Origin of the sequence: Streptomyces olindensis (assembly GCF_040645895.1) — a bacterium.
Lineage (GTDB): Bacteria > Actinomycetota > Actinomycetes > Streptomycetales > Streptomycetaceae > Streptomyces > Streptomyces olindensis.
Genome location: NZ_JBEYZD010000021.1, coordinates 21149 through 47816, shown reverse-complemented (window position 1 = coordinate 47816; position 26668 = coordinate 21149). Strand labels below are relative to the sequence as shown.

The following is a 26668-nucleotide window of genomic DNA, read 5'->3' as shown; positions in this document are numbered from 1 at the left end:
GGCAGACGAGTCGGGCTGTACGCCGGGTATTCCTGGAGCACCTTTCTGACCTGCGACTTTGTGGGAGCGAACCGGCTGTGACCTGCTAGGGCGGGTTGCAGAGGCGACCGGAGGCAGTCAGAGGAAACCGCTCTGATTCGACCCCGATTCGACCCGAGGGCGATCGGGCGCTGCTCGGAGCCAGTCAGAGGCAATCGCTCTCTGTTTGGCTCCGAGTCGGCCGAGGTCGGGGCGGTGTCGGACGAGTCAGGACTCCACTGACGGTGCTCGAAATCGGTCTCGGTCGAGCCGCGATGGGAAGTTCGCTGAAATGCCGTCGAGCGGGGCGGCCCAGGTCAGCCCTGCCCACAGGACGATCACCGCTACCGTCAGGCGGCGGCAGATCTCGACGAACCGGACGGCGGGCCGTCGTGCCTCAGCAGGTCGGTGGCTCGGTGGGCGGTTTCGTCGGCGTCCTCGGGAAGGAAGCGGCTGGCCTGGCCGCTCCATGTGACGATCAGCTCGTCACGTGCGCGGGTGGCGGCGACGAACACGAGTGAACGGGCGCGCTGTTCCTCCTGGCGGTAGCGGTCCGGGTTCGCGAGCCGATACTGCTCGATGCGTTGATGCGGTACCTGGCCCTCGCCGATGGAGGTGAGGAAGACGCGCTGGAACTCCAGGCCTTTGAAACGGTGCATGGTCCCGATGCGTACGGCGTCCAGGTCGGCGCGAACTCCCTCCTGCCTCAACTCGACCACCGGGATGCTGAAGGGTTTGCGGGCCAGAACGTTGGCGAACTCCTGAGCAGAGCTCCCATCGGGCACGCTCACGGCCATCGCGGAGTACGGCGTGCCATAGGCGTCGTGGCGCTCCTGGATGAGGGTCGCCACCGCCCTCATCTCGGTGAGCCGGTCTGGGGCCCGCCAGAACTGTGGGGCCAGTCCGGTGAGGACGGATCGGTAGCCGTCGAGTGTGTCGGTGCCCGCGTCGAGGTCGTCGAAAGAGGCACCCTCGATCAGACGGTTCGCGCTGCCCAGGATCTGACGGGTGGTGCGGTAGTTGAGGGTGAGACGCCGTGAGGCGCGGCCGCGGACCTCGATGCCCTGGCGGCCGAGCACGACCTGATTGCCGTAGATACGCTGGTGGGCGTCGCCGACGAGGAAGATGTCGTTCGGCCCCTTGCGGACCATGGCACGCAGCATGCGCCAGTGCGAGGCAGACAGGTCCTGTGCCTCGTCGACGACGATGTGCTGGTAGCGCGGCTTGAGCCACATGCCGCTGCCCGCCTCCCGATGGACCAGGTCGCGGCCCCCCACTTCCTCCTTGTAGCGGGCCTGTTCCTCGACGCGGGCCATCCGGCGCTGTTCGATGGTGGCCGCCTCCTCGGCGATCAGCGCGTACGTCGTCTGCCGCGGCGGGGACTCCAAGTGGGCCTTGTAGGCGAGCACGAGCTGCCAGATCTCGTGGCGCTGGGCGGTCGTGACGCGTGGGCGCCCCGAGCGGGTGACGCGTCGGTAGGTCTCCCACGAGCCGCATCCGCCCGCGACGATCACATGCTTGAACTCTGTGTCCAGGAAGTCGGCGTCGTACTGGAAGCTGTTCGTCTCGGTGATCACGGTGTGCCACAGGTTCATGGCCGCGTTGTCGTCGATCGGCCGGCCCAGCTCCACCCGGGTTTCCTGGACGATCTCGCGGGCGAGTACGTCGACCGACTTGACATCGACGCGGGCCAGAAGTTCGTCGCCGCCCAGCTGACGCAGCCGTTCCTTGAGATCCAGCGCGAGGTTGGTGTTGTACGTGGTGAGCAGAACCGCATGGGAGTGGCCGGGCGGCAGCCTGTCGACCAGGTGGCGCACCCGGTGGAGGGCCACGACCGTCTTGCCGGTGCCCGGACCGCCCGTAACTTTCGCCGAGCCCTTGAAGTCACCGGTGGCCAGGCGCTTCTGCTCGGGGTGGAGGAACAGCCTCCAGGCGTCGAAACTCTTGCCGAGCGCGCCGAGTACGGCGTCGTCATCGGTCTCGGCCTGGGACACGGCACGCTGGGCCGCACGGGAGAAGTCACGGGGATTGACGTCCTCCTCCGCACGCCACTTCTCCGTGATGTACTGCCGCACTTCCTTCGGATCCACGCGGTCGCGCAGTGCGAGGAGGACGTCCCGCGTGAGTTCCGGAAGGTTGTGGACGAGCAGTGCTTCGAACTGCCCGTCGGTGCAGACCTTCCGCAGGGCCGGCAGGAGAGAGCGGACGACTCCGAGGTCGAGGAGGAGCTCGTCGTCGTAACGGGCGAAGAGCGGGGTGAGGAGGCTGCTCGTGGGGGTCGGTACCGGTGCGGCGGCTTCGGTGCGAGGCGTGTCCGGTGCGGCGTCCGCCCTCACCGCCCCGTCGCGTGGAGCGTCGTCCGTGGTGGGTTCCGTGCGGCCCGGCAGGGCGACGACCTGGGCGCTGACCTCGCTCTGGTCGACCACCTCGATCGCGCCCGACACGGGGTTGATCTCCACGGTGAGCCGGGCGAGTTCGGCACCGGCCTGGGTGCCGTCACGCACGGCGAGGACCCGCATCTCGTCCTCGCCGTCGGTCGACAGGAGCAGGACCATGCAGGTGTCGGCGTGTGCCAGGTAGAGGTCTCCGTTGGTGCCCGCGGCCCTCAGGAAGGTCCGGCGCAGGGCCCGGTTGTTCCGGTCGGCCCGCAACCGGTGGACGAAGGTCGCGACCGCGTCCCCCACGGCACCGCCCCTGCGCCGGATGTCCTCGTGGGCCTGGAGCCCCACCTGCACCCGCGTCCTGGCCCGGCCCCCCGGCCGACCCGCCGCGTAGCTCATTGCGCGCCCCCCTTCTCGCCCAGCAGCCGGGCGAGTTCCTCCACGTCCCAGTCACCCGGCGCGCGTACGTGCCAGTCGGCTGACGCACACTGGGCCATGTACTCCGTGTCCTCGGCGTCCTCCCCGAGGACGATGCCGATCTTATGGGCAGGCCAGGCGAGTTCGATGGTGCGGGAAACGCCGTCGACATCCCAGCCCGCCTTGCCTGCCGGCACGTCTTCACGGGCCGACAGATGCTCGGCGAGCGCCGCGACCTCGGGATCTCCCCACTTGGACAGCTCTGCGACGACCAATTGCCAGGCGGATCGCTCCACTGGAGTCATGACCTCGGCCGCTTCCGGAGTCCCCGTTTCCGGCTGCTCCTCGGGTTCCGTCGGGTTGACGCCCTGCAGGCGGTCCTCGGCCTCGTCGAGGGCCTCAGGCAAGGCGAGTCCGGTGCCCGATGCATCGTCGCGCAGCGCGGCCAGAAGGCCCGTACCCGATCCGGCGGTGGCGGCGAGCAGAGAGGCGTCGAAGGTGTCGAGCGTGGAGCGGGCGAGGGCGAGTCCGTCGGCCTGACCCGCGCCAGTGGGGTCGAGGAACTGGATGATGTTCCCCCAGCTCAGCCAGGCCTTCCAACGGCGCCTGTGGTCGGGCCGGTCGCCTTCGACCGCTTCGGGCCGATCGTCGAGCACGGCGAGAGCGCTCCAGCGCAGCGCCTTGGCGTCGGCGCGCTGGGCTCCGGCGAGGACGAGGGGCAGCCCTGAACCGTCCTGGAACGAGAGCAGCTTGAGCCCTTGTCCCGTGACGGCCGGGGCGGGCTCGTCACGAACGGCGGCCTCGATCCACCCGGTCGCGGTGACCGCGTCGGCGTCGACCAGGTCGTTCCTGCGGAGGAAGGCGGGCGCGCTCACCGCGAGCTGGGCGAGTTGCTGCCACTTGTTCAGCCGGGGGTCGCGCAGGAAACCCAGCAGGGAGGGGATCGCTCCGCCGTAGAGGAGGGCGTCGGCCTCCGAGGGATCCCGTCGTGCGTTCGCCCACTGCTTGCGCACCATGGCCCCCGGTCCCGCGGGGGAGGTCACGTCGTACGGCGGCCAGGCCGCGTCGGCCTCAGGGCCGGCGACAACGGGAGCGAGCGGATCGCGAGGCTCGTCCACGTCCTCGGCCGGCTCGTCCTGCGGAGCCCTCAGGGCCTTCTCCCAGGCCACCACGTCGTCCCAGCTGATCTGCCAGACGAGGATGCCGTCGGCGCGCAGCAGGGCACGCTTGGCGGCGTCGGCCGCGATCCGGTTGGTGCGGGAGGAGGCGTGCCAGCGGTAGCCGTCGAGGTAGACGGCGATCGGCATGGGGGGCGCGCCGTCGCTCGTGGTGTCCCCGGTGACCGGGCGGAAGAGGAGGTCGGGGCGAGTGCGGTAGCCGTGCAGGTCCTTCTGGGCCACGACCTCCCAGCGGACTCGGCCGCCGCCGGGCCGGGTGAGGGTGAACTGCTTGCCCTGCCTGCCGGTGGTGGTCTCTTCGTGGTCCGCGGGAGCACCGTTCTCAGGGACGGCGAGCCAGCGGTCCAGGGCCTCGATGAAACGGCGCTCGAGGTCGCTCTCCGCCTGAGCGGCGAACCGGATCTCGGCGTCTGCCGACTCCTTGCGGAAGTCCCATCCGCTGTGCCCGTCGGCGCCCAGCAGATCGTCGAGCATCCACAGGGCTTCCTGCCGGTCGAGGTCCTTGTAGTCCCGTTCCGGGGCGTAGCCGAGGAGGCAGAGGTGGCAGGCGCGGCGCCCCTGGGTGTCCTTGCAGGGGCAGACCCGCAGCGCGTCCTGGGCCTCGGCGAGCACGGCCCGGAACTCCTCGCCGTCACGCTCCACCAGACGCTGGAGGTATCCGGTCCCGCCAGGCAGCGCGTCGTACAGCACCAGGTAGTTGCGGGTGAGGTCGCTGTCCCGGTCCGGCTCGGTGGCGGGGGCGGAGCGGATGTGGGCGGGGTCGCCGCCGTAGCGCCGGGCGAGGCCCAGGTGGAGCGCGGCGGAGAAGGAGGCGAGGCGTTCGGGCACGTTCAGGGTGGCGGCGGGGAGCAGGATGCGCAGCGCCTCCGTGCGGTGCTCGGTGGCGGTGACCACCTGCACGTCCTCGGGTGTGGCTTGCTTGTCGCGGCGGCGGGTGGGGCACCACGGCCGGTGGTGTGCGAGCTCGGGGCGGCCGAGCAGGGACTGGCTGAGCGAGTCCTGGGTGGGGCTGTGACCGGGCTCCCGGTCGGTGGCGCCGCCGCACCGCGGGCACACGGTGAACCCGGTGGGGGTGGCCACCTCGGTGCCCGCGAAGTAGGTGTCCTTGGGGCGGCCGTGCCGGGCCTTGCCGAGGTTGAAGCGTCGGATGACCGCCTCACGGACGTGGTCCACCCCGAAGGTCCTGTTCTTGTGCCGCCAGGTCTCCTTGATGTTCTGCCGGTCGACGTCGACGGCGGTGACGGTGGTGTAGGTGGTCCGGACCCGGTTCTCGTGGTCGTCGACGATCCGGGCGTCGTCCCGCTTGTCGTGGGCGGTCACCTTGCGCGGCACGACCACCTGGAAGACGGCGCTGCGTCCGCCGATGCCGTGGCCGCCACAGCGCGGGCAGGGCGAGGTGTCCTGCTCGGCCCGTTCACCGGTGCGGACGTGGCCGCACTCCCGGCAGATCCGCCAGGTGCGCAGTCCGACCGGCATGCCTGCCGGTGAGCCCTTCCGGGTGGGGCCGAGGTCGAAGCCGTCGACGACGTGCCGGTAGCCGCGTACGTAGTAGGCGTTGCCCGGGGCGAGTTCGGTGAGCGCGGCCTCGGCGGGCCGGTCGTAGACACGCGGTTCGCTGCTCCACTTGGTCCTGGGCGCGCCCTCGGCGCCCGGCTTCCCGTCAGCCGTGCGGGCCTTGCGGACGGGCTCCTTGAAGGTGAGCATCGCCTCCAGCCGTACGCCGTCCTCGACGAGGCTGTAGTTGGGCAGCAGCCCGTGCTCGACGAGGAAGCCCTGGGCGTCGGCCTGGGCCATTTCCTGGAGCCGCTTGCTGACGCCGGTCGCCTCCCGGATCAGGGTGCGCTTCTCACGGGCCTCGTCGTCCACGGATTCCTGGAGCGCGTCCGCCGCATCGTTGATCATGTCCTTGCGCCGGACGAGTTCGGCACGCTCGGCCTGCCAGGCGCGCTCGGCCGCGTCCAGCTCCTGGCCCAGTTTCTCCGCGGCGAACCGACGCAGCACCTTGCGGGCATCGCTGGAGGCACCGGATCCGGGAACGCCCTCGATCTCGGGGAACAGGCGCAGGAATTCGTCCGCGAGGTCCAGGCGGCCGACCGTCGCCTTGCCGAACTGCTTCAGCCAGCCCGAACGGCCGACGAGCTGGGTCACCCGGTCCGGCAGCGGAATGACACCCTCCAGGGCACCCCGGGCCGCGCGGTCGATCAGGAACGCCGTGTACTGACGGCACAGCAGCTCACCCGCCGACAGGAAGCAGCCGGGCGGCAGGATCGGGCCCGCGATCAGGTGGCGTGGTTCGGCGAGGTGGTACAGCGCGCGGGGGCTGGTGTCGGCGAGCGACACCGTGAAGGCGTTGCCGGTGGCGCGGCCGGCGCGGCCGACCCGCTGGACGTAGCCGGCCGTGGACGGTGGCAGCGAGGCCAGGATGACCGACTCCAACTGGCCGATGTCGATGCCCAGTTCAAGGGTCGGAGTGCAGGACAGGACGTTGGGGTCGGTATGCTTGACGCCGCGTCGGAAACCTTTCTCCACATCCTCGCGCTCCTTGCGCTTGAGGACACCGGTGTGTTCGGCGGCGACCACGCTGTACGGCTTGGCCTCCCGGTACAGACGCCGGTAGTAGTTGGAGCGGGGGTCGCGGGCCGCGCGTCCGCCGACGTCGGCGGACGGCCGGGTGAGGGCTCCCTCGCAGCGCTTGAGCGGGCAGCGCGTGCCCTGCCACACCTCGGCGCGCTCCGGCGGCACGGTCTGCGTCCAGCCGCACTCCCGGCACGTGAGCACGGCGAGCGGGGTCTGTTCGTCGTCCAGCGGGCGTACGCGTACATGGCCCGGTGTGAGCCCGTACACCCCGTGGCCCTGCTGCTTGTCGGCGGTGTTGGTCCGCCGCCGGGCCAGTGCGCCGATGTCGTCGTGGGCCAGCTGCTCGAACAGCGCGGCCAGGTACTCCCCCGCGGTCTGCCGGTCCAGCCCCAGGCAGCGCTGGGTGAAGTCGACGTACCAGCTGTCCCGGGTGTCCACCCGCTCGAAGTCCGTGCTTCCGCTGCGGGCGCCGACCAGCACGAACGCCGGCGCTTCGGAGTTGCGGCCGAAGGCGGGCATACCGGTGGGACGGCCTGTCCAGACCGGGTAGCGGGTTCGGCCTTCCTCGTCGATGAAGTTGTCCAGCCAGGTGTGGTGGATGCCGCCGATCTGACGGATGTGTTCGAGGAGTCCGCGGACGTAGCCCTCGAAGTAGCGGAGCCGTTCGGGGTCTCCCGGTGCGGGGGGTCCGCTCGCCGCACCGGCGGCAACGGGCAAGAGCTGCCCCTGATGGAAGCCGAACAGAGCCTCGGCAGTCTGAGCCGCTTTCTCGGGCTCGGGCAGATGCACCTCGGCCGCGACCGTGCGGGTCAGTTCGAGGGTGCGGCCGAGGCGGGAGTGCAGGCCGAACTCCAGCAGCGTGTTGAACGCAAGGCGCTGGCCGACGAGCTCCCAAGTCGACTCCGGGATGCGCTTGCGGCCTTCGAGCAGGCGCTTTACCTGGGCCACGTCGTGCAGGTCGGGCGGGACGACGGAGGCGAGGACCCGCTTCTCCTGTACGGCGGCCCGGCTCACGAGGGAGGCGATCAGTTCGTTGAGCGGGACGCCGTCGGCCGCGTAGGCGGGGTCTGTGCGGACGCGCTCGGACAGCTGCTCGTGGATCAGCGAGCGGAGCGAGAATTTCCAGGCGCGGCTGGCCACGAAGCCGGCGCGGTGCGCCGCGTCCTGCACCGAGTCGTTGAAGATCAGCGTCTTGCGGCGGTCCCGCTTCTCCTCGTCCTCGGCCGGGAGTTCGCCGCCGGTGAAGAGCTGGGTGACCACGACCGAGGCGAGCGGGGCGACACCGGCACCGAGGAAGCGGATGCCCTGGGCCTGTCCGCAGGCGGGGCAGCGGTCCTGCTTGGAGTAGTCGCCGCGCTCCTGGTTCTCGAACCAGGTCCAGACGTAGACGCCGTTGTCGGGGGCGGGAGAGACCCCGCCGTCGGCACGGAGGACTTCGTCCGGGTCCAGTCTGCGCAGTGCCGTGCCGTTGTCCTCCAGGACCATCAGGGTCGCGTCGTGCGCGGCGCCCCGCCGGCCGCGCTGGGCGCGGCGCGCGAGTGTGGCGCGGGCCTGTTCGGCGGCCTCGGCCGGGGTGGCCGCGATCATCGCCCGCACCCGGCCCTTGGCGGCTCCGCCCGTCACGCTGGCCCGGTAGATCTCGTCCGGGGCGTGCACCAGGTTCTGCGGATTGCGGTCGGGGCATATCGCGGACCATCCCGAGCGCCCGCAGTGTCGGCAGTAGGCCGCCGGCAGCCGCCCCGAGGCGCGCGCCTTCCGCCGCCGCTCCACCTGCGCGGCCACCGTCACCGCTTGCCGGTCGGCATCGGCACGGTTCTGCTCGGCGAGGGCGGCCTGGTCGGCGTCCGACCAGGAGAACACCGGTTCCGGGCTGACGAACCGCAGCACCCGCGACAGCGCCCGCAGCCACAGATGTGTCTCCACGAGCAGCAGCGGCCGTTCCTCGTCGGCGGGCGCGTCGGGATCGCGAGCCACGGAGATCAGCGCCACGAACCGCGCCAGAGCGGCGGCGGCCTTCTCCGGGTCCTGTGCGGCGGCGGCGCGCCAGGCCGACGTGGCGTCGAACCCTTCCAGCACCTCCAGGGCCGTCAGCGGGGCGTCCTTGGTGTGCAGCAGTGCACGCGTGAGGGGGTGGGCGAGCAGCCGCCGCCCCAGCTCGCGGGGGTCGGCCGTGTCGCACCCCACGGTGGCGCGTGCCACGGTGTCCATGCCGCCGGGTGTGCGCACCGGGTCCGGGAGGCCGGCCAGTTCCTCGGGGGACGGCAGGGGCAGCGAGTGGTCGACGGGTGAGAGGAACTCGTCTATGTCCCGCCGGTCCTCCCCCACCACCGCGTCGTCCGGGAACCGTACGCCGAACACCTGCGAGGCCACGTCCAGCATGGCCCGCGCCCCGCCCGCCCCGCCGCCGGACCCGAGGGTCGCGGAGGTCGCCACCGGACAGATCGACCCGAGCGGCCGTCCCTTCCCGGCGGCCCCGACCACGGCCGCGAGGCGGCGCAGCAGCATCGCCACGTCGGTGCCCTGGGCGCCGTCGAAGGTGTGGAACTCGTCGATCACGACATACGCCAGGTCCGCGTCCCGCCACAGGGAGGCGTCCTGCTGCCGCTGGAGCAGCAGGTCCAGCATCTTGTAGTTGGTGATCAGGATGTCCGGCGGGTTGCGGCGAATCTCGGCCCGGTCCACCATCACGCGCCCGTACGGCGGCTCGGACCCGCGCGCGGCCGAGGCCTCGCCGATGTACAGCCCCGCCGTGACGTTGTCGAGGCGCTTGTCGCGCTCGAACAGGTCGCCGAGGCGACCGGCCTGGTCACCGGCCAGGGCGTTCATCGGATACAGCAGTACGGCCTTGATGCCCGCCTTCCCGGCCTCCCGCGCGCGGCGGCAGTGGTCGAGCACGGGGATGAGGAAGGACTCCGTCTTGCCGGAGCCGGTGCCGGTCGTCACGAGGGTCGGCTCGGGCCGGTGCCCACCCTTGCTGGTCAGCCGGGCGAACGACTCCGCCTGGTGCGCGTAGGGCCGGAAGCGCGCCGGGAACCAGTCCAGGTGGCGTTCCCAGCCGCCGGCCGCCGGCCGGAAGGGGCGCCGGATGCGAAGGTAGGGGCCCCGGAAGAGGCCGTCGACCGGGTCGGTGAGGAAGTCCTCCAGGGCGTCCTGGGTGTCCGGTTCGGCCAGGGCGAAGGTCGTCGTCAGATACTCGACCGTGGTGTCGCGCAGCGTCCGCGCGGCAAGTGTGGGTCTCATGACGCGCCCTGGCCCCCGTCTCCCGTGTCCCGGCACCCGTCACCGCCTGGACTGATCACGCTCCACTCTACGACCGGCCACTGACAGTGCACCCGCGTTCGCCGGGACGAGGATGATCAGGGTCTGAGGTCGATGACCCTCACCGGCTGCCCCTTCCATGCTTCAGGTTCGGTGGTGGCGACCACCGCGCCGTTCGGCCGCTCCGGCGTCGGCTCGGCCGCGTACCGCGTGTGCGCCGGCGCCCATGAGTCCTCGCGGGCCAAGGCCAGCGCGGCGGGCAGGTCCAGGTCGAGAACGGTCACACCCGGGAGCGCGGCGAGGTGCTCCGCCGTGCCCGGCCGTACGCGGTCCGCCGAGACCAGGGCACACGCCGGGGCGTACAGGAACCAGCCCGCCTCGGCATGGGCGCGATGGATCAGGCGCGAGGCGAGCACGTTGCCCTGCCCGGCCGCGACCATCGCCGTGTCGTCGAGGACGATGTGCAGGGGCTCGGTCACCGCGCTCCCGCCTGACGCAAGCGCTGGTCCAACTCGGCGTCGAGCGCCGCCTGTTCGTCCGCGCTCGGGTCGTAGCCGTTCCATTCCCGCAGTGCGGCGCGAGCCTGCTCGGCCTGTTCCGCGCGTTCCTCGGGGGTGAGCAGCGTTTCGGCGAGGTGGGACAGGTAGCCACGCAGGGACATGCCTTCGGAGGAAGCTATCCGGGCGAGTCTGTCCCGAGCTTCGGCGGGGATGCGGACGTTGGCGTCGGACATGGCTGCCTCCTCGTTCGGACGCCGCCAGAATACGGGTACGGGTACGTACCCGTCCAGTTCATTCGGGGATCGCGAGGGCACACTCTGCCCAGACCGTGTTGCCTGGTCCCCCGTCCGACCGGAGGCGCCAGTCCCAACGGGAGGCGAGTCCGGCGACCAAAAGCAGCCCTCGGCCGCCGGTGTCCTCGGCGCCGGGCGCCCGGAGGGCGTCGGTGCGGGGCGGCGCCCGTTCGACGCGGGTGTCGGTGACCTCGACCCGGACGGTCTGCGTGTGCGCGATCACCTGTAGGCGAAGATGGAAGCCCCGGCCGGGAACGTGGCCGTGCGCTACGGCGTTGCTGGCCAGCTCGGCGATGACCAGCACGATCGCGTCGTGCCGGTAGGAGTCGTACGGGATCCCCCAGACGTCGAGCCGGTGCGCGGCGAGCCTCCGGGCGAGGCGGGCGCGGCGCGGGATGGAGGTGAAGCACATCCCGAACGTGCAGTCGAGTGGCGCGTGAGGGGTAATCAAGTAGACCGCGGAGCGGTCGGGTTGAGAGGTGTGGGTGGAGGTGCCGGGTTTCTTCGTCATACCGACAGACGCTGCAGGTGCGGGCGGGGCTGGAGCGGGAGGAGTTCGGGCGGCGGATCGGCTATTCGGCGTCCACGGTCGCGTCGTTCGAGCAGGGGCGGAGGATTCCGCCGCCGGGGACGATAGAGCAGGCGGATGAGGTGTTGGGGGCGGGTGGGTTGCTGACGGTGTGGAAGGAGCAGGTGGAGCGGGCTCAGTATCCGGTGTTCTTTCATGGCCGTCGAACTGCTCGCGTACGACACCCATGTGCTCAACGGCTTGCTCCAGACCGAGGAGTACATGCGGGCAGTGCTCGCTATGCGGCGTCCCGTCCTGGACCAGGAGACCATCGAGCAACGCGTGACGGCTCGCCTGGCTCGGCAGGACATTTTCAGCCGATGGCCCGCGCCGCTATTGAGCTTCGTCCTCGACGAGGCGGCTCTGTGGCACCCGTCGGGAGGCAAGGACGTGCACCGTGGGCAATTGAAGCAACTGCTGCTGATCGGCGACAAGCCCCACGGCGAGATTCAGGTCATGCCGACTGATCGCGAGCACAACGCAGGTGTAGACGGTGCATTCACGGTCATTACACGCAAGGACGGAAAGAGGTTCGTCTACACCGAGGCGCAGGGAACCAGTGCCCTCCAGACGGAGCCGGAACAGACGACTCTCGCAGCCGCCCGCTATGAGATCACCGATCGCAGGCTCTCCCGTCGCGAGAGTCGTTCGACTTCATCGAAAGGTTGCTGGGATCGCTACGAACAACTCTGAGTCCTCAACCATCGCGTCCGGTCTCACCTGGTTCAAGAGCAGCTACAGCGGAGCCGAAGGTGGTCAGTGCGTCTAGGTCGCGGCCGGTACGGAGTTGTGCACGGTCGGGACTCCAAGGCCGTGGCCGGGCCTGTCATACGTGTGTCGCGTGAAGCGTGGGCGGGGTTCGTCGGGGAAGCCTGACGGTCCTACGTACGCGAGAGCCCTGCTGGTCCTTGTCGGGCGGCAGGGCTCTCGTACGTCACGCCTCGCGCATGCGGCGCGTGAACTCGGCGTGGGCCACCTTCATCTCGACCTTGCGGCGGGCCTGGTAGAGGGGGTCGGTGTAACCGTCGGGGAGTGTGTAGGCGTTCGGGAACTCGTCGTGTGAGCTCAACGTCTTCCAGGCGTCCTTGGGTTGCCCGTAGCCATGTTGCTGGTGCGCCTTCGCGATACGCCGGCCGGTCGCGTCGAACCACATGCTCTCCTCATACTGCTGGAGTACGGGGAACCGGGCGTCGTACATCGCGACCAGTTCGTCCGCGCTGATGCCGAGCCATACGGCGACGAGGGCGTCGATCTCGACGAGCGCCGCGCGACGGGCGAACTCCGTGCGGAGGGGGGTGTCGCGGGTCCAGGTGCGGCCTACGCCTTCGGCGAGCGGAGGCGTGGACTCGGGCCAGGTTCCAGAGGCTGCCCAGGTGTCCTGCTGCCAGGCTGTGTCGTACAGCTCCTCCCAGAGGAGGGCGTAGGCGTTGGTCTGGCAGTTGAGGCGGAGGGTGCGAAGGAGGAGGGCTGGGGCAAGGGGGTGGCCTTCGGTGGGGGCAGGCAGCGTCTTGGCCTCACCGATGCGTAGATCATTACGGGCAGTGGCACGCAAGTAGTAGTCCAACGGCAAAGCAGCCATGAAGCCAGCAGCGAGCACAGTGTCAGTGGCACTGCCCAGCGCCATAGAGTTCACCAAGTCCACGTGCACAGGACCTTGCGGAATGATGGCCGCGAACAGGCTCCGTTCAGTGTTGGACGCGATCTGCCTGCGCCACGCCACCCGGTAAAACGCAGAGTACGGTCGCATGCTCGCCGCCAGGAACAGGTCCTCGACAGCTTCGCTAATGAGCCGCTCATCCAACTCCGGGTCGGCTGCCCTGACCTCCGCCTCCGCAGCAGCGACCGCAGCCGGGTCGTTCCGAAGCTGGGCAATTCGCTCGTGATCCACCCAGTGGTCCTGCGCGCCTACGAACCGGGCCCGGTCCCCGGTAGGGAGGTAATTCGTGCGCGGCACCGCGCCCACCGCAAGGTTCAGGTGATCCCATGCCTCGTAATCACGCATGCTCTTCGAGCCGCCCTCCGGTGGCTGCTTGTAAAGCGGCGTGGCCACGTGAATCAGCGGTCCTTGGAGGATGACGTCCCGCCAGCTGTCGACCTCGCTGGGGGTCCAGGTGAAGTAACCCTTCGTACGGTCGGTCTTCTCGTTGAAGCCTCCGCTGATCCGTGGACGCAGCGCGCCAAGCCGATGCGGCCACTTCGCGAGGGCGCTGATGGCGGATTCCTCGGCTCGTGTCACGGGGTAAAGGAGCTTGGCCTGCTCGGCCGGCGGCGGATTCTCCTCTCCTGCCAGTTCGAGCCATTCCGTAAGGCGCGTCTCGTCCACGGTGATGATCCGGTCCTGGTGCGCTCGCAGGTCCCACTTGCCCTCGTGTTTGACGCCCGGCACGGGGTCGTCCATCTTGGTGTGCCGAACGGACTTGACCAGGACGCTGGGGTGCAGCAGCCAACTCATGTGCTGGAAGTGGATGTCCTGGTCCTTGCCATACACGTTGACGCTGAAATGGCTACTGTTACCCACCGGGTTGGCAAAGATGAGCAGCTCATTGGTGAAGTCCGCGTGGAAGCGCAGGTGCCGATAGGCAGCCGCACGCAGAACCGCCTCATTTGATCCAGTCAGATGCGTGGACGGATGAATCAGACCGGCGATACCCCGCTCACCGATAGCCCGCCACCCTGACAGCATGAACGCCCGATACATATCCGGCCGTGTCCCCACCAACTCCGGATACGTATCCGCCGACGACAGGAACTCCGAAACACCGGCCACGGTCCCCAGCTCACCCAGATAGAACGACCGGTTCTCAGGCCTGCTCAGGACCTCGGCGACGTTCCACTCCCGGTCGGCCTCGGTGTCCTTGCCGCCCAGCACGAACCACGGCTCGGCCTCCGCGAGGACCCCGTTCTCGTCCCATTCCTGCCGTACCCACGGCGGATTCCCCACCATCAAGTCGAACCCGCCCTCGGCAAAGACCTGGGCGAAGTTCAACTCCCAGTGGAAGAAGCCCCGTTCCTCCGCAATCCGCTGCACCGACTCGTACCACGGGAACGTGTCCCCGAGATCCGCCGGCCGGGACCACGCCGTGGCCTCGGTCATCTTCTCGTCGAGCTCGGCCTCCTTCTCATCCAGCTCATGAAGGTCCTGCACTCCCTCGAAGGACAGCAACGACACCTGCTGCCCCTCCCCGGTGTCCACATCCACCCGTCCGAGCACGGCCTCCGCGAACTCAATCCAGTCGTCTAGGGACTTGAGCGCGACCTTCCGCTTGGCGTGCCCCTTGGGCAGAGTCGTGCGGTCCTCCCCGTTCGGCCGGTATTGGAACTCGTCCGCGCCGTCCAGCAGCCCGATCTCTTCCAGCGGCCAAAACCACAGCGCACACCAGGCGTCCATGACCTGCTTGAGCCGCCAGTAGGGGGTGCCCCTCCGCTGGAGTGCCTTCAGGACGGCGTCCCGGTCCATCGGAGGACGACGACGCCCCGCACCGCCTTCCTCCTCCCGGGGAACCGCGGCCCCCCAGACATCCACGTGCCGCGAGATCTCCTCCTCGGACAGCCTCAGCCGCATCACGACCAGGTCCCACAGGTACTCGACCCGCCGGGCGAGCCCGATCAACCGCCCGGTCTGCGTCCGAGCTCCGGGCTCCTCGTCATCGTCCTGCGCGGACTTGACCGATGCCGCCGCCGTCACCCGCGACGCACCACTACCTCCCCCACTGCCAGCCACCGCCGAGGTAACCCCCAGCGTCGGCTGCTCCCAGATCTCCAACCCAAGATCGAAGGCACCCTGCCCCAGCGCCTCGTCCTTCTCCGCCTGCTTCTCCGGAGTCGGCGCCGCCTTCTTCTTCGGCGCGGGCGCCCTCCGGGGGTCCCCCTTCGGGTTGCGTCGCATCGCCGACCGCCACTTGCGCAGCGCCTCGACCAACTCCGGCTCCAGCCAGTCGACGACCTTCCCGTCGACCACGGCCTTGACGGTCTCCTTGGACGTGCCCTTGTTCAGCGTCCGGACGGAGACCTTCTCCCCGATCGACCCCCACCCCATCGCGGGCAGCAGGAACTGGTGCACCTCCCGCGCCTTCAGCTTCTCAGTCAGCGGCACATGCCGGGGCCTCTGCGGCTCCTTGGACGTCAGCCAGCCGCCCTTGCTGAGGCTGTTGCCGGGGTACACCTTGCGCGCGGCGCCGATCAGGGAGTTGCCCCGGTGGAGGTGAAGGCCGTACCAGGGTGCCTTCATGCCCCGGTGCATGGTGTTCAGCCACAACGAGATCTCGGCGAGCTCCACCGCCGTCTCGTTGAGGTCGACGCCGTACGCGTTGTGCAGCGCGATGTACGCCTTCACCTTCTGCAGCTCGCGCTGGTAGTCCTCGGGGTCGATCTCCACGCCCCGCTCGCGCTCGGCGAGCTTCAGGTACAGCTCGGCGAGCTGGTTGACGGCCTCGTTGAGGAACGCGCCGGAGCCTAGGGCCGGTTCGCACACCCGCCACTTCAGGACGTCGGCGGCGTTGATCCAGGCCTTCTCCGGCTCCTTGGGGTCGACCTCGCCCTTCTCGTCCAGGCGGAAGCGCAGGGTCTGCTCGACGGTCGCCTCGGTGAGGGACTTCGGCGTGTAGTACGAGGCGCTGGTCTCGCGGTCACGGCCGGCGAGACGGTAGACGTAGGAGTCCACCTTGCGCGGCACCGGCACCAGTTCGTTGGTCTGCGGGTCGCGTTCCGTCCCCACGAACACGTCGTTCGGGTAGCGCCCCGAGGCGACCTGGCTCGCCTTGATCAGCCAGGAGCCGCCGCTCGGGTCGCCGCCCTTGGCGACCTCGTACAGCGGCTCGTCGGCGATGAACCCGGTGTACGACATCAGGCCCTCGTACACCGCGCCCAGGTGGTTGATGTCGAGGTTGGCGTACGAGATGAAGCCGCCGCGCCCGCCACGGCCCCGGCCCTCCACCACGGTCAGGTTGCGCAGCACCTGGTGCAGGACCTTGTTCCGCAGGCGCAGGTCGAGGCGGCGGGCGGTGTCGGGGACCGTACCGTCAGGAGCCTTGTCGGCGGGGTGGACGATGATCTGGTCGACGAGCTTTATCGACGTCGGGTCGAAGAGCCGGGAGCGCAGGGCCTCGATGCGGACACCCGCGTAGCCGTCGTCCTCGGCCAGCTCAGGGGTCTCACTGTCGACGTCGGCCACGGAACCGCGCGAGGTGACCGTCTCGGCGACCGGATGACCGGTGAAGACCTTCTCGAACAGCAGCGCCAGCGAGTCGTGGAAGTGGTGGCGGTCGCGCGAGGCGCTGGACAGCTTCTCCTGGACGACCAGCTCGCGCAGTCGGCCCACGCTGTACCCGGAGGTGTACTCCGGGCTCTTCATCGGGAGGATGTCCAGCTCGGGGCGGGCCTCGGCGTAGAGGAGGAAGAGGATGCGGTACAGGTAGCGGAGCGACTCCTTGGTGAGCAGGCGGGGCAGGGCGCCGGGGTCGGCGAGGGGGCCCGGGAGCCACTCGGGGAGGTCGTCGGGCCGGACTCCCTTCCTGCCCGCCAGCTCCAGCACCTCGTTGGCGATCAGCTGGACCGACTTCTTGAGGCCCTCGCGCAGGTCGGAGGTCACGCCGACGGAGTGGTCCCGGGACTCCGCCACCAGGCGGGCGATGTCGTCGTCCCCACCGTCCTCGGCGGGACGGAGCGACTGCGCCCCGAACAACGCGGCGATCACGTCGAGTTCGCCGGCGGTCGCGCCCTTGAGACCCTTGCGGGGGAGCGCCACCTCCAGGCTGACCGCCAGATGACGGCCGCGCGCGAAGTTCTCCCGGTCCGCGAGGACGATGACCCCGCCGAAGAGGAGCAGCGCGTAGCGGGGCGCGTCGTCGGCGGACAGCAGCCAGGCCGCCAGGTCCGTGACCGTGGTGAGGGTCTTCCCGGAGGCCACCCGGACGGGGACGGCCAGGCGGTTGGCGGAACCCTCGCCGCGCGTGGCGGCCACGTCGTCGGCGAAGCCGCCGGTGAGGACGACGATGCCCGGCTCGCTGTGGGCCACGGGCACCGCGACCGGAGCGGCGGCACCGTGCACGGTGAGGTGACCGGGGGCGGGGGTGAACCCCAGGGCCTCCAGGACCCGTACGTGCCAGGCGTTCAGGCCCGCCCGCCAGGCGCCCTCCGGGGTCTCGTCGTAGACGCGCGGCGCGGTCGCGGGCTGGAAGGCGGGCGGCCCGTCCGGGCCCGTGTGCGCCTTGAGGGCCTCCGTCGCCGACTGCTGGGCCGCGATCGCCCCGGCGTCGGGCAGCGGGTTGTACTTCTCGGCCTCGCCGCCCACGCCGAGGCGTACGTCGAGGTACGGGCCCGTGAGGTCGCGCAGGCCCTGGCGGGGCGTGGGCCGGCCCTGGCGCTCCTCGGCCGTCCACTCCTTCAGGCGGCCGGTCTTGAGCTGCTTGGGCAGGATCTCGTCCAGGTAGAAGGGCGGGAAGTACTCGCCTTCGTTGGTCAGAGCGTCGAACTTCACGCTTGCTGCTCCTGCCGGATCGCGTCAGTGGTGGTGGATCGGGGGGATCGGGGCGTCGTCATGAGCTCGGCTCCAGGGCCGCCAGGACACGCACCATCGGCTCGCCCGTCGTACGGAGCCGGGTCGCCGCCTCTTCGAGGTTCTCGGCGGCACGGTCGCGGGCCGTGCGTCCGCCGCTGAAACCGGGGAGGGTCTGAGCGCGCCAGAGGCCGACCTTCTTCTCGTACTCGCGCAGGGGGCGGTCGACCAGCTTCTCCGCGTCCTCGCGGCGCAGCCTCATCTCGCGGCGGGTGGCCTCAACGGCCTCGCGCACGTGGCGGCGGAGCGCCGCCGGGTCGCCCTCGGCGAAGTGGTCGGGCATGTCCGGGCCCAGGCCGAGGTCGGCGAGGAGGGTGCGGGTCAGCTCCCTGACCCGGGGCTCCCCGTCCGGTCGGCCGAGCCGGTCAACGGCCAGCCAGGCGACGACCGTCGGCCGCCCGTCCTTATTGGACCACACGCCCTGGGTGAGGAACACCGGCTCGGGCAGGCGGGTGCGGTCCACCTGGATCACCGGCGCCTGCTGACGGCCCAGCTGGACCAGGACCTTGTCGGTGATCCACTCCATGACCGGGTGCAGCTCGCCGACGTAGTGGGCGTCCGGCCACAGGGAGGAGGAATCGGCGTCCTCGCGGGCCCGCTTCAGGGAGTCGGCCGCGTCCTTCTTGCTGAAGGTGAGCTTCATACGGCGGGTGATGCCCTGGTCGCGCAGGTAGCCGGCGGGCAGCACGTCGAGCCGGTCGGCGAGGTCGTCCGGGGTGTCGAAGCTGAGGTCGGTGCCGTTCACGGTGGTGTCCAGGCGGAAGGGTTCCAGGTCGGCCAGTTCCGCGAGGCCGGCGAGGACGTATTCGCGGCGGTCCTTGAACAGGCGCAGTTCCTCGACCTGGTGGAGGGGAGAATGGGCGGCGGCCTGGGCGGCGGGGGCCGGCTCCTCCTGCGGGGCGCCCGGGGTGTCGGGGGCCTCGTGGAAATCGAAGCCCGCGTCGCCGTCGTAGTCCGTGTCGAAGTCGAAGTCGGCGTCCTCGAACGGATCGCCGTCCGCACCGAACTCGGCGTTCAGCTGTTGCGCGAGCGGCAGGTCCGCCGGGGTGACACCCTCGTCCAGGGGAACGGACTCCAGGTCCGCCACGGCCTCCTGCGGCGCCTCACCCTTGAGCAGCGCCTCCATGACGCGCTTCTCCTCCAGGTCGCCGTCGTTCTCCCTCGTCGCCGCCTCCACGGCGCCGAGGACGGCGTGCACCCTGGCCTCACGGGCGAGGACCTTCTCGGCGATATCGGTGTCGTCGAGCGCGCCCTCGACAGACGACTCGAGGATCATCGCGCGGAACTCGGGCGGCTCGGTCTGGCCGTAGCGGTCGATGCGGCCGTTGCGCTGCTCGACCCTGATCAGGCTCCAGGGCAGATCCCAGTGGATCAGGTGGTGGCACTGGCGGTGCAGGTTGACGCCCTCGGAGGCGCCGTCGCCGGTGAGCAGCAGACGGACGTCGCCGCCCGCGCGGGCGAACTCGTCGACGTACTCCATCTGCACCTTGTCCGAGACGCCGGTGCTGTGCAGCACCTTGACGGCGGCCTTGGCGTCGTCCTTCTTCTTCCAGCCCAGCAGTGGGGGGAGCACCTCGCCCAGCCAGTCGAGGGTCTCGCGGCGCTCGGAGAAGACGACCGCCCGGGGCACGTTGCCCGCCCCCACGCCGATGCGGCGCAGCTCCTCGACCAGTCCCGCGAGCTTGGACGTGGCGGTCAGCCCGTCCTCCCCGCCGGCCGCGCGGTCGATGGCTCGGGCAAGCTCCATGAGACGCAGGAGGGAGGCGGCCTCGGGCGTGCATGCCTCGACGTCGGCCGGGGGCACGTCAACGATCTTGTGTCCGTCGGGGAGGCGGTGGCCCGTCTTGGCGAGCCTCTGGCGGGCCGTGACGAACAGGGCCCGGTGCGAGGAGAGGAACGACTTGAGCAGGACGTACGGGAACAGTCTGTCCTCCGTACCGGCCTGGGCGTCGGGCTGCTTGAGCCAGTGCTCGGCCAGCTCCTGGAAGACCTCCTCCTCCAGCTCGCTCGCCTGGCAGCGCACCGGATGGGAGCCGCCGCGCGGCGCCCAGTGGTCCTTGAGCTGCGCCGCGACCTCGGCGCTGACCTTGGTGCGGCGCAGCATCAGATGGTCCAGCTCTTCGGCCTTGGGATTGCGGGGGTCCTTGACCGCCATGGGGTCGAGGAGGCGGATCAGGCCGGTGAAGGCCTGCATGTCGCCGTTGTGGGGGGTCGCGCTGGCCAGTACGAGGGCGTCGGTGCGCTCGGCCAGGAGGTCGGCGAGGGCGCGCCGGTCGCTGCCCTGGTTGATGAGGTTGTGGGACTCGTCGATGACCACCGCGTCCCAGCGGATGTGCTCCAGCCAGGGGCGGTAGCGCTTGGGGTTCTTGAGCGTGTCCATGGAGATGATCACGCGCTTGAAGTACGTGAACGGGTTGCGGCCCGCCGGGATCTTCCGCTCGATCCGGGCGATGCCGGCGCTGTCGAGCCGCACCAGGGGCAGCGAGAAGCGCGTCCACATCTCGTGCTGGAACTGTTCGAGCACGGGAGCCGGCGTGACGACGAGGATGCGCTCGCCCCGGCCGCGCCGGATCAGCTCGCTGAGCAGCACCCCGATCTCCAGGGTCTTGCCGAGCCCCACGACGTCACCGATCAGGAGCCGTGGCCGCAGCGGGTTCGCCAGGGCCTTCGCGGCGGGCCGCAGCTGGTAGTCCATGCGGTCGAGGAGGAAGCCGTCGGCCAGCGCCAGCCGGCGTTCGGTCTGCGGGAGCGGGGTTTTGCGGAGCACGGCCTCCAGGAAGAGGCGGCTGCGCCGGAAGTGCGGCGAGCGGTCGCCGATGAGCTCGGTGTCCTCGGGGAGCAGGATCCGCGGCTGGTCCATCGTGGGCACGAGGAACCGGGCCTCCTGGCCGCGCACCAGCTCGGACGCTCCGACCGCCTCGATCACGAACTCGCCAGGGCGCACCTCGTCGCTGCTGCGGACCATCCACTCCTCGTCCCGCACCTCGATCACCGTGCCGGCGGGCGGAGCTCCTTCGGGTTGCGCCATGGCCTGGGCGGCGGGGCGGTCCTCAGTGCTGCCGGGCGCGGTGTCGGGCATGTGTGCGGGTCCTTTCGGGTCGTACGGGGAACGTCCTGCGGCGATGAAGCCGAGTGTGGCCGATGCCGCCGGGGCAGGGCGTCCCCGTGAAGCCTAGGGCTCCGAAGAGGTGAGGTGGGAGGCTTACGTGGGACGGCTCAGGGCTTTGGCGATCAGGCCGGGCACGGCGTGAGGGGCCGCGTGTCCTGCCGACTTCGCCGGCCTGCGGTCGCGCCGTCCGCGCTGCTACAGCCTGCCGCTGTGCGCGTAGGCCTTCCGCAGCCGCTCGGCCACGCGCAATGCGGCACGGGGCGGGGCAGCCGCGGGCTGTTCCTCGGCCGGCCGCGGAGGCTGGAGGGGGTAGCTGGTGGGGTCGGGGTGTTCGGCGGGAGGCGCCTCGGGGACCTCGTCCGGTGGGTTCGGCGCGGGAAGTGGTTCGGCGGGCTGCGCCTCGGGCTGGTCGACGACCGTCGGTTTGTACCCGGCCGGTACGCCGTCCTCGGCGGCATCCACGGCCAGCTCGATGTCGTCGGTGTCGACGATGCCGAAGAAACCCGCGCCACCACTCGACAGGTCCACGGGCGTGCCCCCGGCCCACGGCGCGTCGGGCGCGGCCCCCGCATCGACCGCCCGCTGAGCCAGATCCCGCACCGCCGGATCGACACCGCCCGAGCGTGCCTCAGGAGGCAGCTCCGGAGCCAGGCCGGCCTCCGCCACGAGCACCTTCAGCTGCTCGAACGCCAGGTCCTGGGTCAGCCCCGCTTCGTGAAGGAGGGCCCGCAGCCCCATGTCCACCCTGTCAAGGTCCGGACGCAGGCCGGGGATGTCCACCAGTATCTGCGCGAGCAGCGGGCGGAAGTCCGCGCCGACGCCGTTCCAGTGCGGCGGGGTGAGGAGGGGCTCCTCCGGGTAGGGCGGCCTGCCGGTCAGCGCGAAGAACAGCGTGGCACCGAGCGCGTACACGTCGGTGGGTTCCTTGGCGCTCGGGAAGTTGTGGAGCTGCTCGTAGGACATGTACTTCTTGGTCCCCCAGGCTTCACCGGGGCCGGTGATCGCCTGGCTGGTCCGTCGTTCGATGAGGGTGGCCAGCCCGAAGTCCAGGACGACCGGGCCGTGCGGGCCCAGTACGACGTTGTCCGGCTTGAGATCGCGGTGCAGCAGCCCCGTGCCGTGGATGGCGCGCAGGGCGTCCACCAGGTGGAGGCCCAGGGCGGCGTACGGGCCCACGGAGAACGTGCCGGACTCCTTCACCATCCGGTGCAGCGACGGACCCGCGATGTAGTCCATGGCGAACCACGGTTCCGACGCGTCGGTGTCGGCCGCGAGGAGTGCCGGTACCCGGTCGCTGACGACGGCCCGGATCGTGTCGATCTCCCTGTCGAACCGCTTCCTGGCCCCCGGCTTGTCCAGTAGGTGCGGCTGGATCATCTTGACCACGGCGAGCCGCGGCTCCGCGGCGTCCGCGCCCTCGTCGGGCTCGACCAGGTGGTACGTCGCGGTCAGCTCGTCCGTGAGTCCGTCCAGCGGGATCCGGCGGGCCAGATAGGCCACACCCATGCCGCCCTCCCCCAGCCGTGCGAGCAGTTCGAAAGGCCCCAGCACACGGGGGTCCTTGTCGGCGTCCAGCGGCTCCATCGGCGCCCTCGTACCCCCACGCTCATGTCACGGCCCCCCGGCCGCACTGCTGTCGATCAGTTTACGGGCAGTGTCACGGCGGAGGCGGTCGGTGAAGGAGAGGCGATGGTCCCGTTCCCGACCTGGCTTGAATCGGCGGGTGGCTGAACACTGGACGCTATACATGAGCACGCTGCGCGATCGGGCGTCATGTTCATACGGGGAGGCACGGCATGCGGGCCTGGGTGGTACGGGCGGGAGAGAACGGTCAGAGGGAGCATGCGGCCCTGGAAGAAGGGGTGCTCCTGGCCGGGTGGCACGAACTGGGAGACCTGACCGACCTCACCACCCGCGAGGACATGAAGGCCGCCGTGGCGGCCGCCTATCCCGACGAGGGCCCCTACACGGTCGGAAACTGGACCGGCCAGCTCTACCGCTTCGTGCATGAGATACAGCCCGGGGATTTCGTCGTCCTGCCGCTCAAATCGTGGCGGGTGGCCGTGGGCCGGGTCACGGGCGGCTACGAGCACCAGGCGCAGGCCGCGGACGGTCCGCGTCACATCCGCCGGGTGGAGTGGCTGGTCAAGGACATCGACCGGCAGTCGATCCAGCCCGATCTGCTCGACAGCATGGGGTCGCTGCTGACCGTCTTCGAACTCAGCAGGTTCGCGGCGGCGGAGCGCATAGCGGCCCTCGCCGAGGGCAAGCCCGACCCGGGACGGCCTGACGCCGACGAGTTCGCCGCCAGCCTGACGGAACCCACCAAACTGTACGAGGAGGTGCGCCGCCGCGCCGCGGACGAACCGCTCACGCTGTCCATCCGGGATTTCCTCGCCGTCTGGGGCGTCCAGCGCAGGTATCCGGCCGCCGTCGAGCAGATCAAGAACGATCTCGACCAGCGCGGACTGGTGACCGTGCCGCCCTTCACCGAAGGCAGCATCGACAGCAAGATCGCCGTATTGGCGGGCGGCGCCGAGCCGGACGCCTCCGGAACCAGCGCCGTGACCCGGTTCACGGACACCACGGCGGTGCCCCATGGTGTCGTCGAGGCCGACGGCGAGGTCGAGACACAGACCGTCGCCTACCGCGTGAGCAATCTCGAATCGGCGAACCGTATGCCCGAGTTCGTGAGGGTGGGAGCCGACCTGAAGACCGCCATGACGCTCATGGTGCTGCGGGGCTACAGCCAGCTTCCCGTCCTCGACGAGGACGGGCGACTGCGCGGCGTCGTCAGCTGGGAGTCGATCGGGCGCGCCCACATGGCCGATCCCCACGCAAGCCTCGAATCCGCCACGGTCAGGGGCCAGGAGGCCGACCGTTCGGACGACCTGCTGGACTGGATCGGCACCGTCCAGCAGTCCGGGTTCGTGCTCGTACGGGACCGCGACCATAAGGTCTGCGGTCTGGTCACGGCGGCCGACCTGACGGTTCAGTTCGGGACCCGCGTACGCCCCTTCGTGCTCGTCGAGGAGATCGAGCAGCGGCTGCGGCGTGTGGTCGACCGGTGCATCCCGCTCGATCGCATCCGCGCGGTGGTTCCCGCACGGCGCGCATCCCGGGTGAACTCCGCCGCGAACTTGACGTTCGGAGCGTACGGTCACCTGCTCAAGGTGCCCGAGAACTGGGCCGCCCTGGGCTGGGCCATCGACCAGGAGTACTTCCTGACTGCGCTCGAGGAGTGCCGCCAATTCCGCAACAGCCTCATGCACTTCAGCCCGGATCCCGTCACCGACGACCAGTTGCTGCCGGCGCAGGGGCTGCTCGAACTTCTTCGCTCCATGGATCCCTCGAACTGAGACCAATAGGGGGAACAACAGGTGGGGGGCGCGAGGAGATCGCAACGGCCCTGGGGGAACTGTTGGCGATCTCAAGGGATTCGGGTAGACGGCCGCGCTGGCAGGGGGTCGGGCGAGCGGTCCGTACCGGTGAGGACGGCTGGTACGCGGTCGACGTGCACGGCTCGGACATCGGACCGGGCCAGCTCGAGGGCCTGCGACTGGCAGGCCCGAGCCGGACGCCATCGAGGGAAGTGGCTTCTCCGTCTCGGTTGCGTGGTGGCAAACACTGAGGAAGCCGATCGCGGCGGCAACACAGTGCGGAGAAGACAGACGAGTCGGGCTGTACGCCGGGTTCTGTTCCCGGGGTTCCTCGCGGAGCCCCGGGCGACGGCCATCCATCTAGGGCCGGCGTTGCCGCCGGCCTCGTGCGGTCTACCCGCGGACTCGGGCGGGCAGCCCTCGGTCGTCCGCGCAGAGACACCGGGGTGTCTCCTCTTGACCTTGCTCCGGGTGGGGTTTACCTAGCTGCCTGGGTCACCCCAGGCACTGGTGGTCTCTTACACCACCGTTTCACCCTTACCCGGCGCCTGAGCGCCGGGCGGTTTGCTTTCTGTGGCACTGTCCCGCGGGTCACCCCGGGTGGCCGTTAGCCACCACCCTGCCCTGTGGAGCCCGGACGTTCCTCGGGAAGCTCCCCGTCAGGGGGACTCCACGCGGCCGTCCGCCCGGCTCGTCTGCCGTGTCGACCATGGTACCCGGCGTGGCGCGGGCTTCGGCGCCGCGGCCGTGGCCAGGACCGAGCCGGCCAGGATCAGGGCGAAGGCGGCCAGCACCGTCGGGGTCAGGTGCTCGTCCAGGAAGACGGCGCCGGCCGCCACCGCGACCGCCGGATTGACGTACGTGATGACCGACGCGCGGGTCGGGCCGGCCTCCTTGATCAGTTCCAGGAACGCCACGAAGGCGATGGCCGTGCAGACCACGCCGAGGGCCGCGAGGGCGGTGAGGGTCTCGGGCGAGGGGAGCGTCGCGGGGCGGGAGGCGACGGCCGCGGGGGCGTAGACCAGGGCGGCCAGGGCCAGGCAGGGCGTGATGAGGTGCAGGGTCGGGACGTCCTTGAGGTGGCGGGCGGCGATCAGGGGGGCCGTGGCGTAGCCGACGACCGTCAGCAGGACCTCCGCCAGGGAGAAGGCGTCGCCGCCGGTCAGGTGCGGCACGGTGAGGACGCCGACGCCGGCGAGGCCCAGCGCGAGGCCGGTGACGCGGCGGGCGCCGAGGGACTCCGCCGTGCCGAAGAAGCGGGAGAGAAGGACCGCGACGATCGGTACGCCCGCGATCAGCAGGCCCGCGGTGGAGCTGGAGAGGTGGCGTTCGGCGTCGGTCAGGGTGTACCAGGGGCCGACGATCTCGATCACGGCGAACGCCAGCATCGGCTTCCAGTGCGTCCGCACGGTGCGTACCAGGCCCGGCTGGCGCAGGGCGAAGGGGAGGAGGAGGGCGGCGCCGAGCGCGCAGCGCGCGAACACCACCGCCGACGGGGACAGTTCGCCCACCGCCACCTTGATCAGCAGATAGGGGACGCCCCAGACCACGCCCATCAGGGCGAACAGGAACCAGCCGCGTGCAGTCATGCGCCGAGTCTCGGCCGTCTCAGCCCGTCGTGTCTTGAACGCTGTTGCGGTACGCCGCCGGGGTCACGCCCAGCACGCGGCGGAACCAGCGGGTGAGGTGCGCCTGGTCGGCGAAGCCGACGAGACCGGCGACCTCGGCGGGGCGCAGGCCGGTTTCCAGGAGGCGGCGGGCCCGGGCCACCCGGTGCTGGGCGAGCCAGGCGTACGGCGGCACGCCGGTGGTGGTGCGGAAGGCGCGCAGGAGCTGGTAGCGGGACAGGCCCAGGTCGGTGGCGAGGTCGGCCAGGGAGGGCGGGTCCAGCATCTCGTCCGCGAGGCGGTCGCGGACGGTCCTGGCGATGTGGTCCGCGCCGGGCAGGGTGTCGTCGCTCGCCCGGGCCGTGGAGTGGCGGCGGGCCAGGGCCGTGAGCAGCCAGGGCAGCCGGGACTCGGCCTCCAGCGGGTCGGGGCGGGCGCTGATGTCGGTGTGGGCGGCGCGCAGGGCGGCGGCGAGTTCCGGGTCGTGCAGGACGGGGTCGCGAAAGTGCGGGAGGCCGCCGAGGGTGCCGTCGCGGAGCAGGGCCGGTTCGGCGTAGAGGGCCTGGTAGGCGTAGCCGTCGGCGGCGGCCGGTCCGCCGGTGTGCATCTCGCCGGGTTCCAGGACGACGATCGAGCCGGGGTAGGAGTGGATGTGCCCGCCCCGGTAGGCGATGACCTCGGACCCGCCGACGGTGACACCGACCGTGAACTCGTCGTGAGCGTGGGGCGCGTAGGTGTGCTGATCGAAGTGGGCGGTGAGCAGGTCCAGGGGCGGCCCGGCCCGGCCCAGTCGGGCTCTGGTCCAGCTGGCCTGTTCCCGTATCCCCAT

General features: G+C 70.4%; 10 protein-coding genes, 1 other RNA gene and 3 pseudogenes. 3 read left to right on the top strand and 11 right to left on the bottom strand.

The features are described from left to right. Positions 1–368 precede the first annotated feature (368 nt). From ABZ948_RS15980 to ABZ948_RS15960, 5 genes are all read right to left on the bottom strand, one after another. Positions 369–2798, bottom strand: a complete 2430-nt coding sequence (locus ABZ948_RS15980) for a UvrD-helicase domain-containing protein (RefSeq protein WP_359759905.1) — start codon at positions 2796–2798, stop codon at positions 369–371. Then, a complete protein-coding gene (locus ABZ948_RS15975) occupies positions 2795–9811 on the bottom strand; it encodes a DEAD/DEAH box helicase (RefSeq protein ID WP_359759903.1) in 7017 nt (2338 codons plus the stop codon). Before ABZ948_RS15975 ends, ABZ948_RS15980 begins: the two co-directional genes overlap by 4 nt. Before the next feature lie 116 nt (positions 9812–9927). Continuing rightward, entirely contained in the window at positions 9928–10308 is a 381-nt protein-coding gene (locus ABZ948_RS15970; protein ID WP_359759901.1) for a PIN domain-containing protein, read from the bottom strand. Further along, a complete protein-coding gene (locus ABZ948_RS15965) occupies positions 10305–10562 on the bottom strand; it encodes a hypothetical protein (protein ID WP_359759900.1) in 258 nt (85 codons plus the stop codon). Before ABZ948_RS15965 ends, ABZ948_RS15970 begins: the two co-directional genes overlap by 4 nt. Before the next feature lie 58 nt (positions 10563–10620). Beyond that, the gene (locus ABZ948_RS15960) at positions 10621–11133 is read right to left on the bottom strand and encodes an ATP-binding protein (protein ID WP_359759898.1); all 513 of its coding nucleotides are present in this window, start codon (positions 11131–11133) and stop codon (positions 10621–10623) included. Positions 11134–11144: 11 nt separating this feature from the next. Here ABZ948_RS15960 and ABZ948_RS15955 point away from each other — a divergent pair. Together ABZ948_RS15955 and ABZ948_RS15950 are read left to right on the top strand one after the other, a co-directional pair. Then, a pseudogene (locus ABZ948_RS15955) lies at positions 11145–11870 on the top strand (helix-turn-helix domain-containing protein); the annotation flags it as partial. After that, positions 11864–12066, top strand: a pseudogene (locus ABZ948_RS15950) (DUF397 domain-containing protein). The pseudogenes ABZ948_RS15955 and ABZ948_RS15950, both read left to right, overlap by 7 nt. A gap of 58 nt (positions 12067–12124) precedes the next feature. Here the strand turns inward: ABZ948_RS15950 and ABZ948_RS15945 are convergent. The 3 genes from ABZ948_RS15945 to ABZ948_RS15935 form a co-directional block, all read right to left on the bottom strand. Next, positions 12125–17665, bottom strand: coding sequence for an Eco57I restriction-modification methylase domain-containing protein (locus ABZ948_RS15945; protein ID WP_359759896.1), 5541 nt, complete (start codon positions 17663–17665; stop codon positions 12125–12127). A 58-nt stretch (positions 17666–17723) separates the two neighbouring features. Continuing rightward, positions 17724–20822, bottom strand: a complete 3099-nt coding sequence (locus ABZ948_RS15940; RefSeq protein WP_359759894.1) for an SNF2-related protein — start codon at positions 20820–20822, stop codon at positions 17724–17726. Positions 20823–21047: 225 nt separating this feature from the next. Next, positions 21048–22436: a serine/threonine protein kinase gene (locus ABZ948_RS15935; protein WP_359759892.1), complete on the bottom strand. Its 1389-nt coding sequence runs from the start codon at positions 22434–22436 to the stop codon at positions 21048–21050. A gap of 212 nt (positions 22437–22648) precedes the next feature. On the opposite strand from ABZ948_RS15935, the gene ABZ948_RS15930 reads away from it, so the two are divergent. Continuing rightward, complete coding sequence (locus tag ABZ948_RS15930) at positions 22649–24211, top strand: CBS domain-containing anti-phage protein (RefSeq protein ID WP_359759890.1); 1563 nt, start codon at positions 22649–22651, stop codon at positions 24209–24211. Positions 24212–24520: 309 nt separating this feature from the next. On the opposite strand, the gene rnpB is transcribed toward ABZ948_RS15930, so the two are convergent. From rnpB to ABZ948_RS15915, 3 genes and pseudogenes are all read right to left on the bottom strand, one after another. After that, positions 24521–24926, bottom strand: an RNA gene (rnpB, locus tag ABZ948_RS15925) — RNase P RNA component class A. A gap of 115 nt (positions 24927–25041) precedes the next feature. Further along, a pseudogene (locus tag ABZ948_RS15920) lies at positions 25042–25788 on the bottom strand (DMT family transporter); the annotation flags it as partial. A gap of 52 nt (positions 25789–25840) precedes the next feature. Continuing rightward, on the bottom strand, positions 25841–26668 hold the full coding sequence (locus tag ABZ948_RS15915) for an AraC family transcriptional regulator (protein ID WP_359759888.1): 828 nt from the start codon (positions 26666–26668) through the stop codon (positions 25841–25843).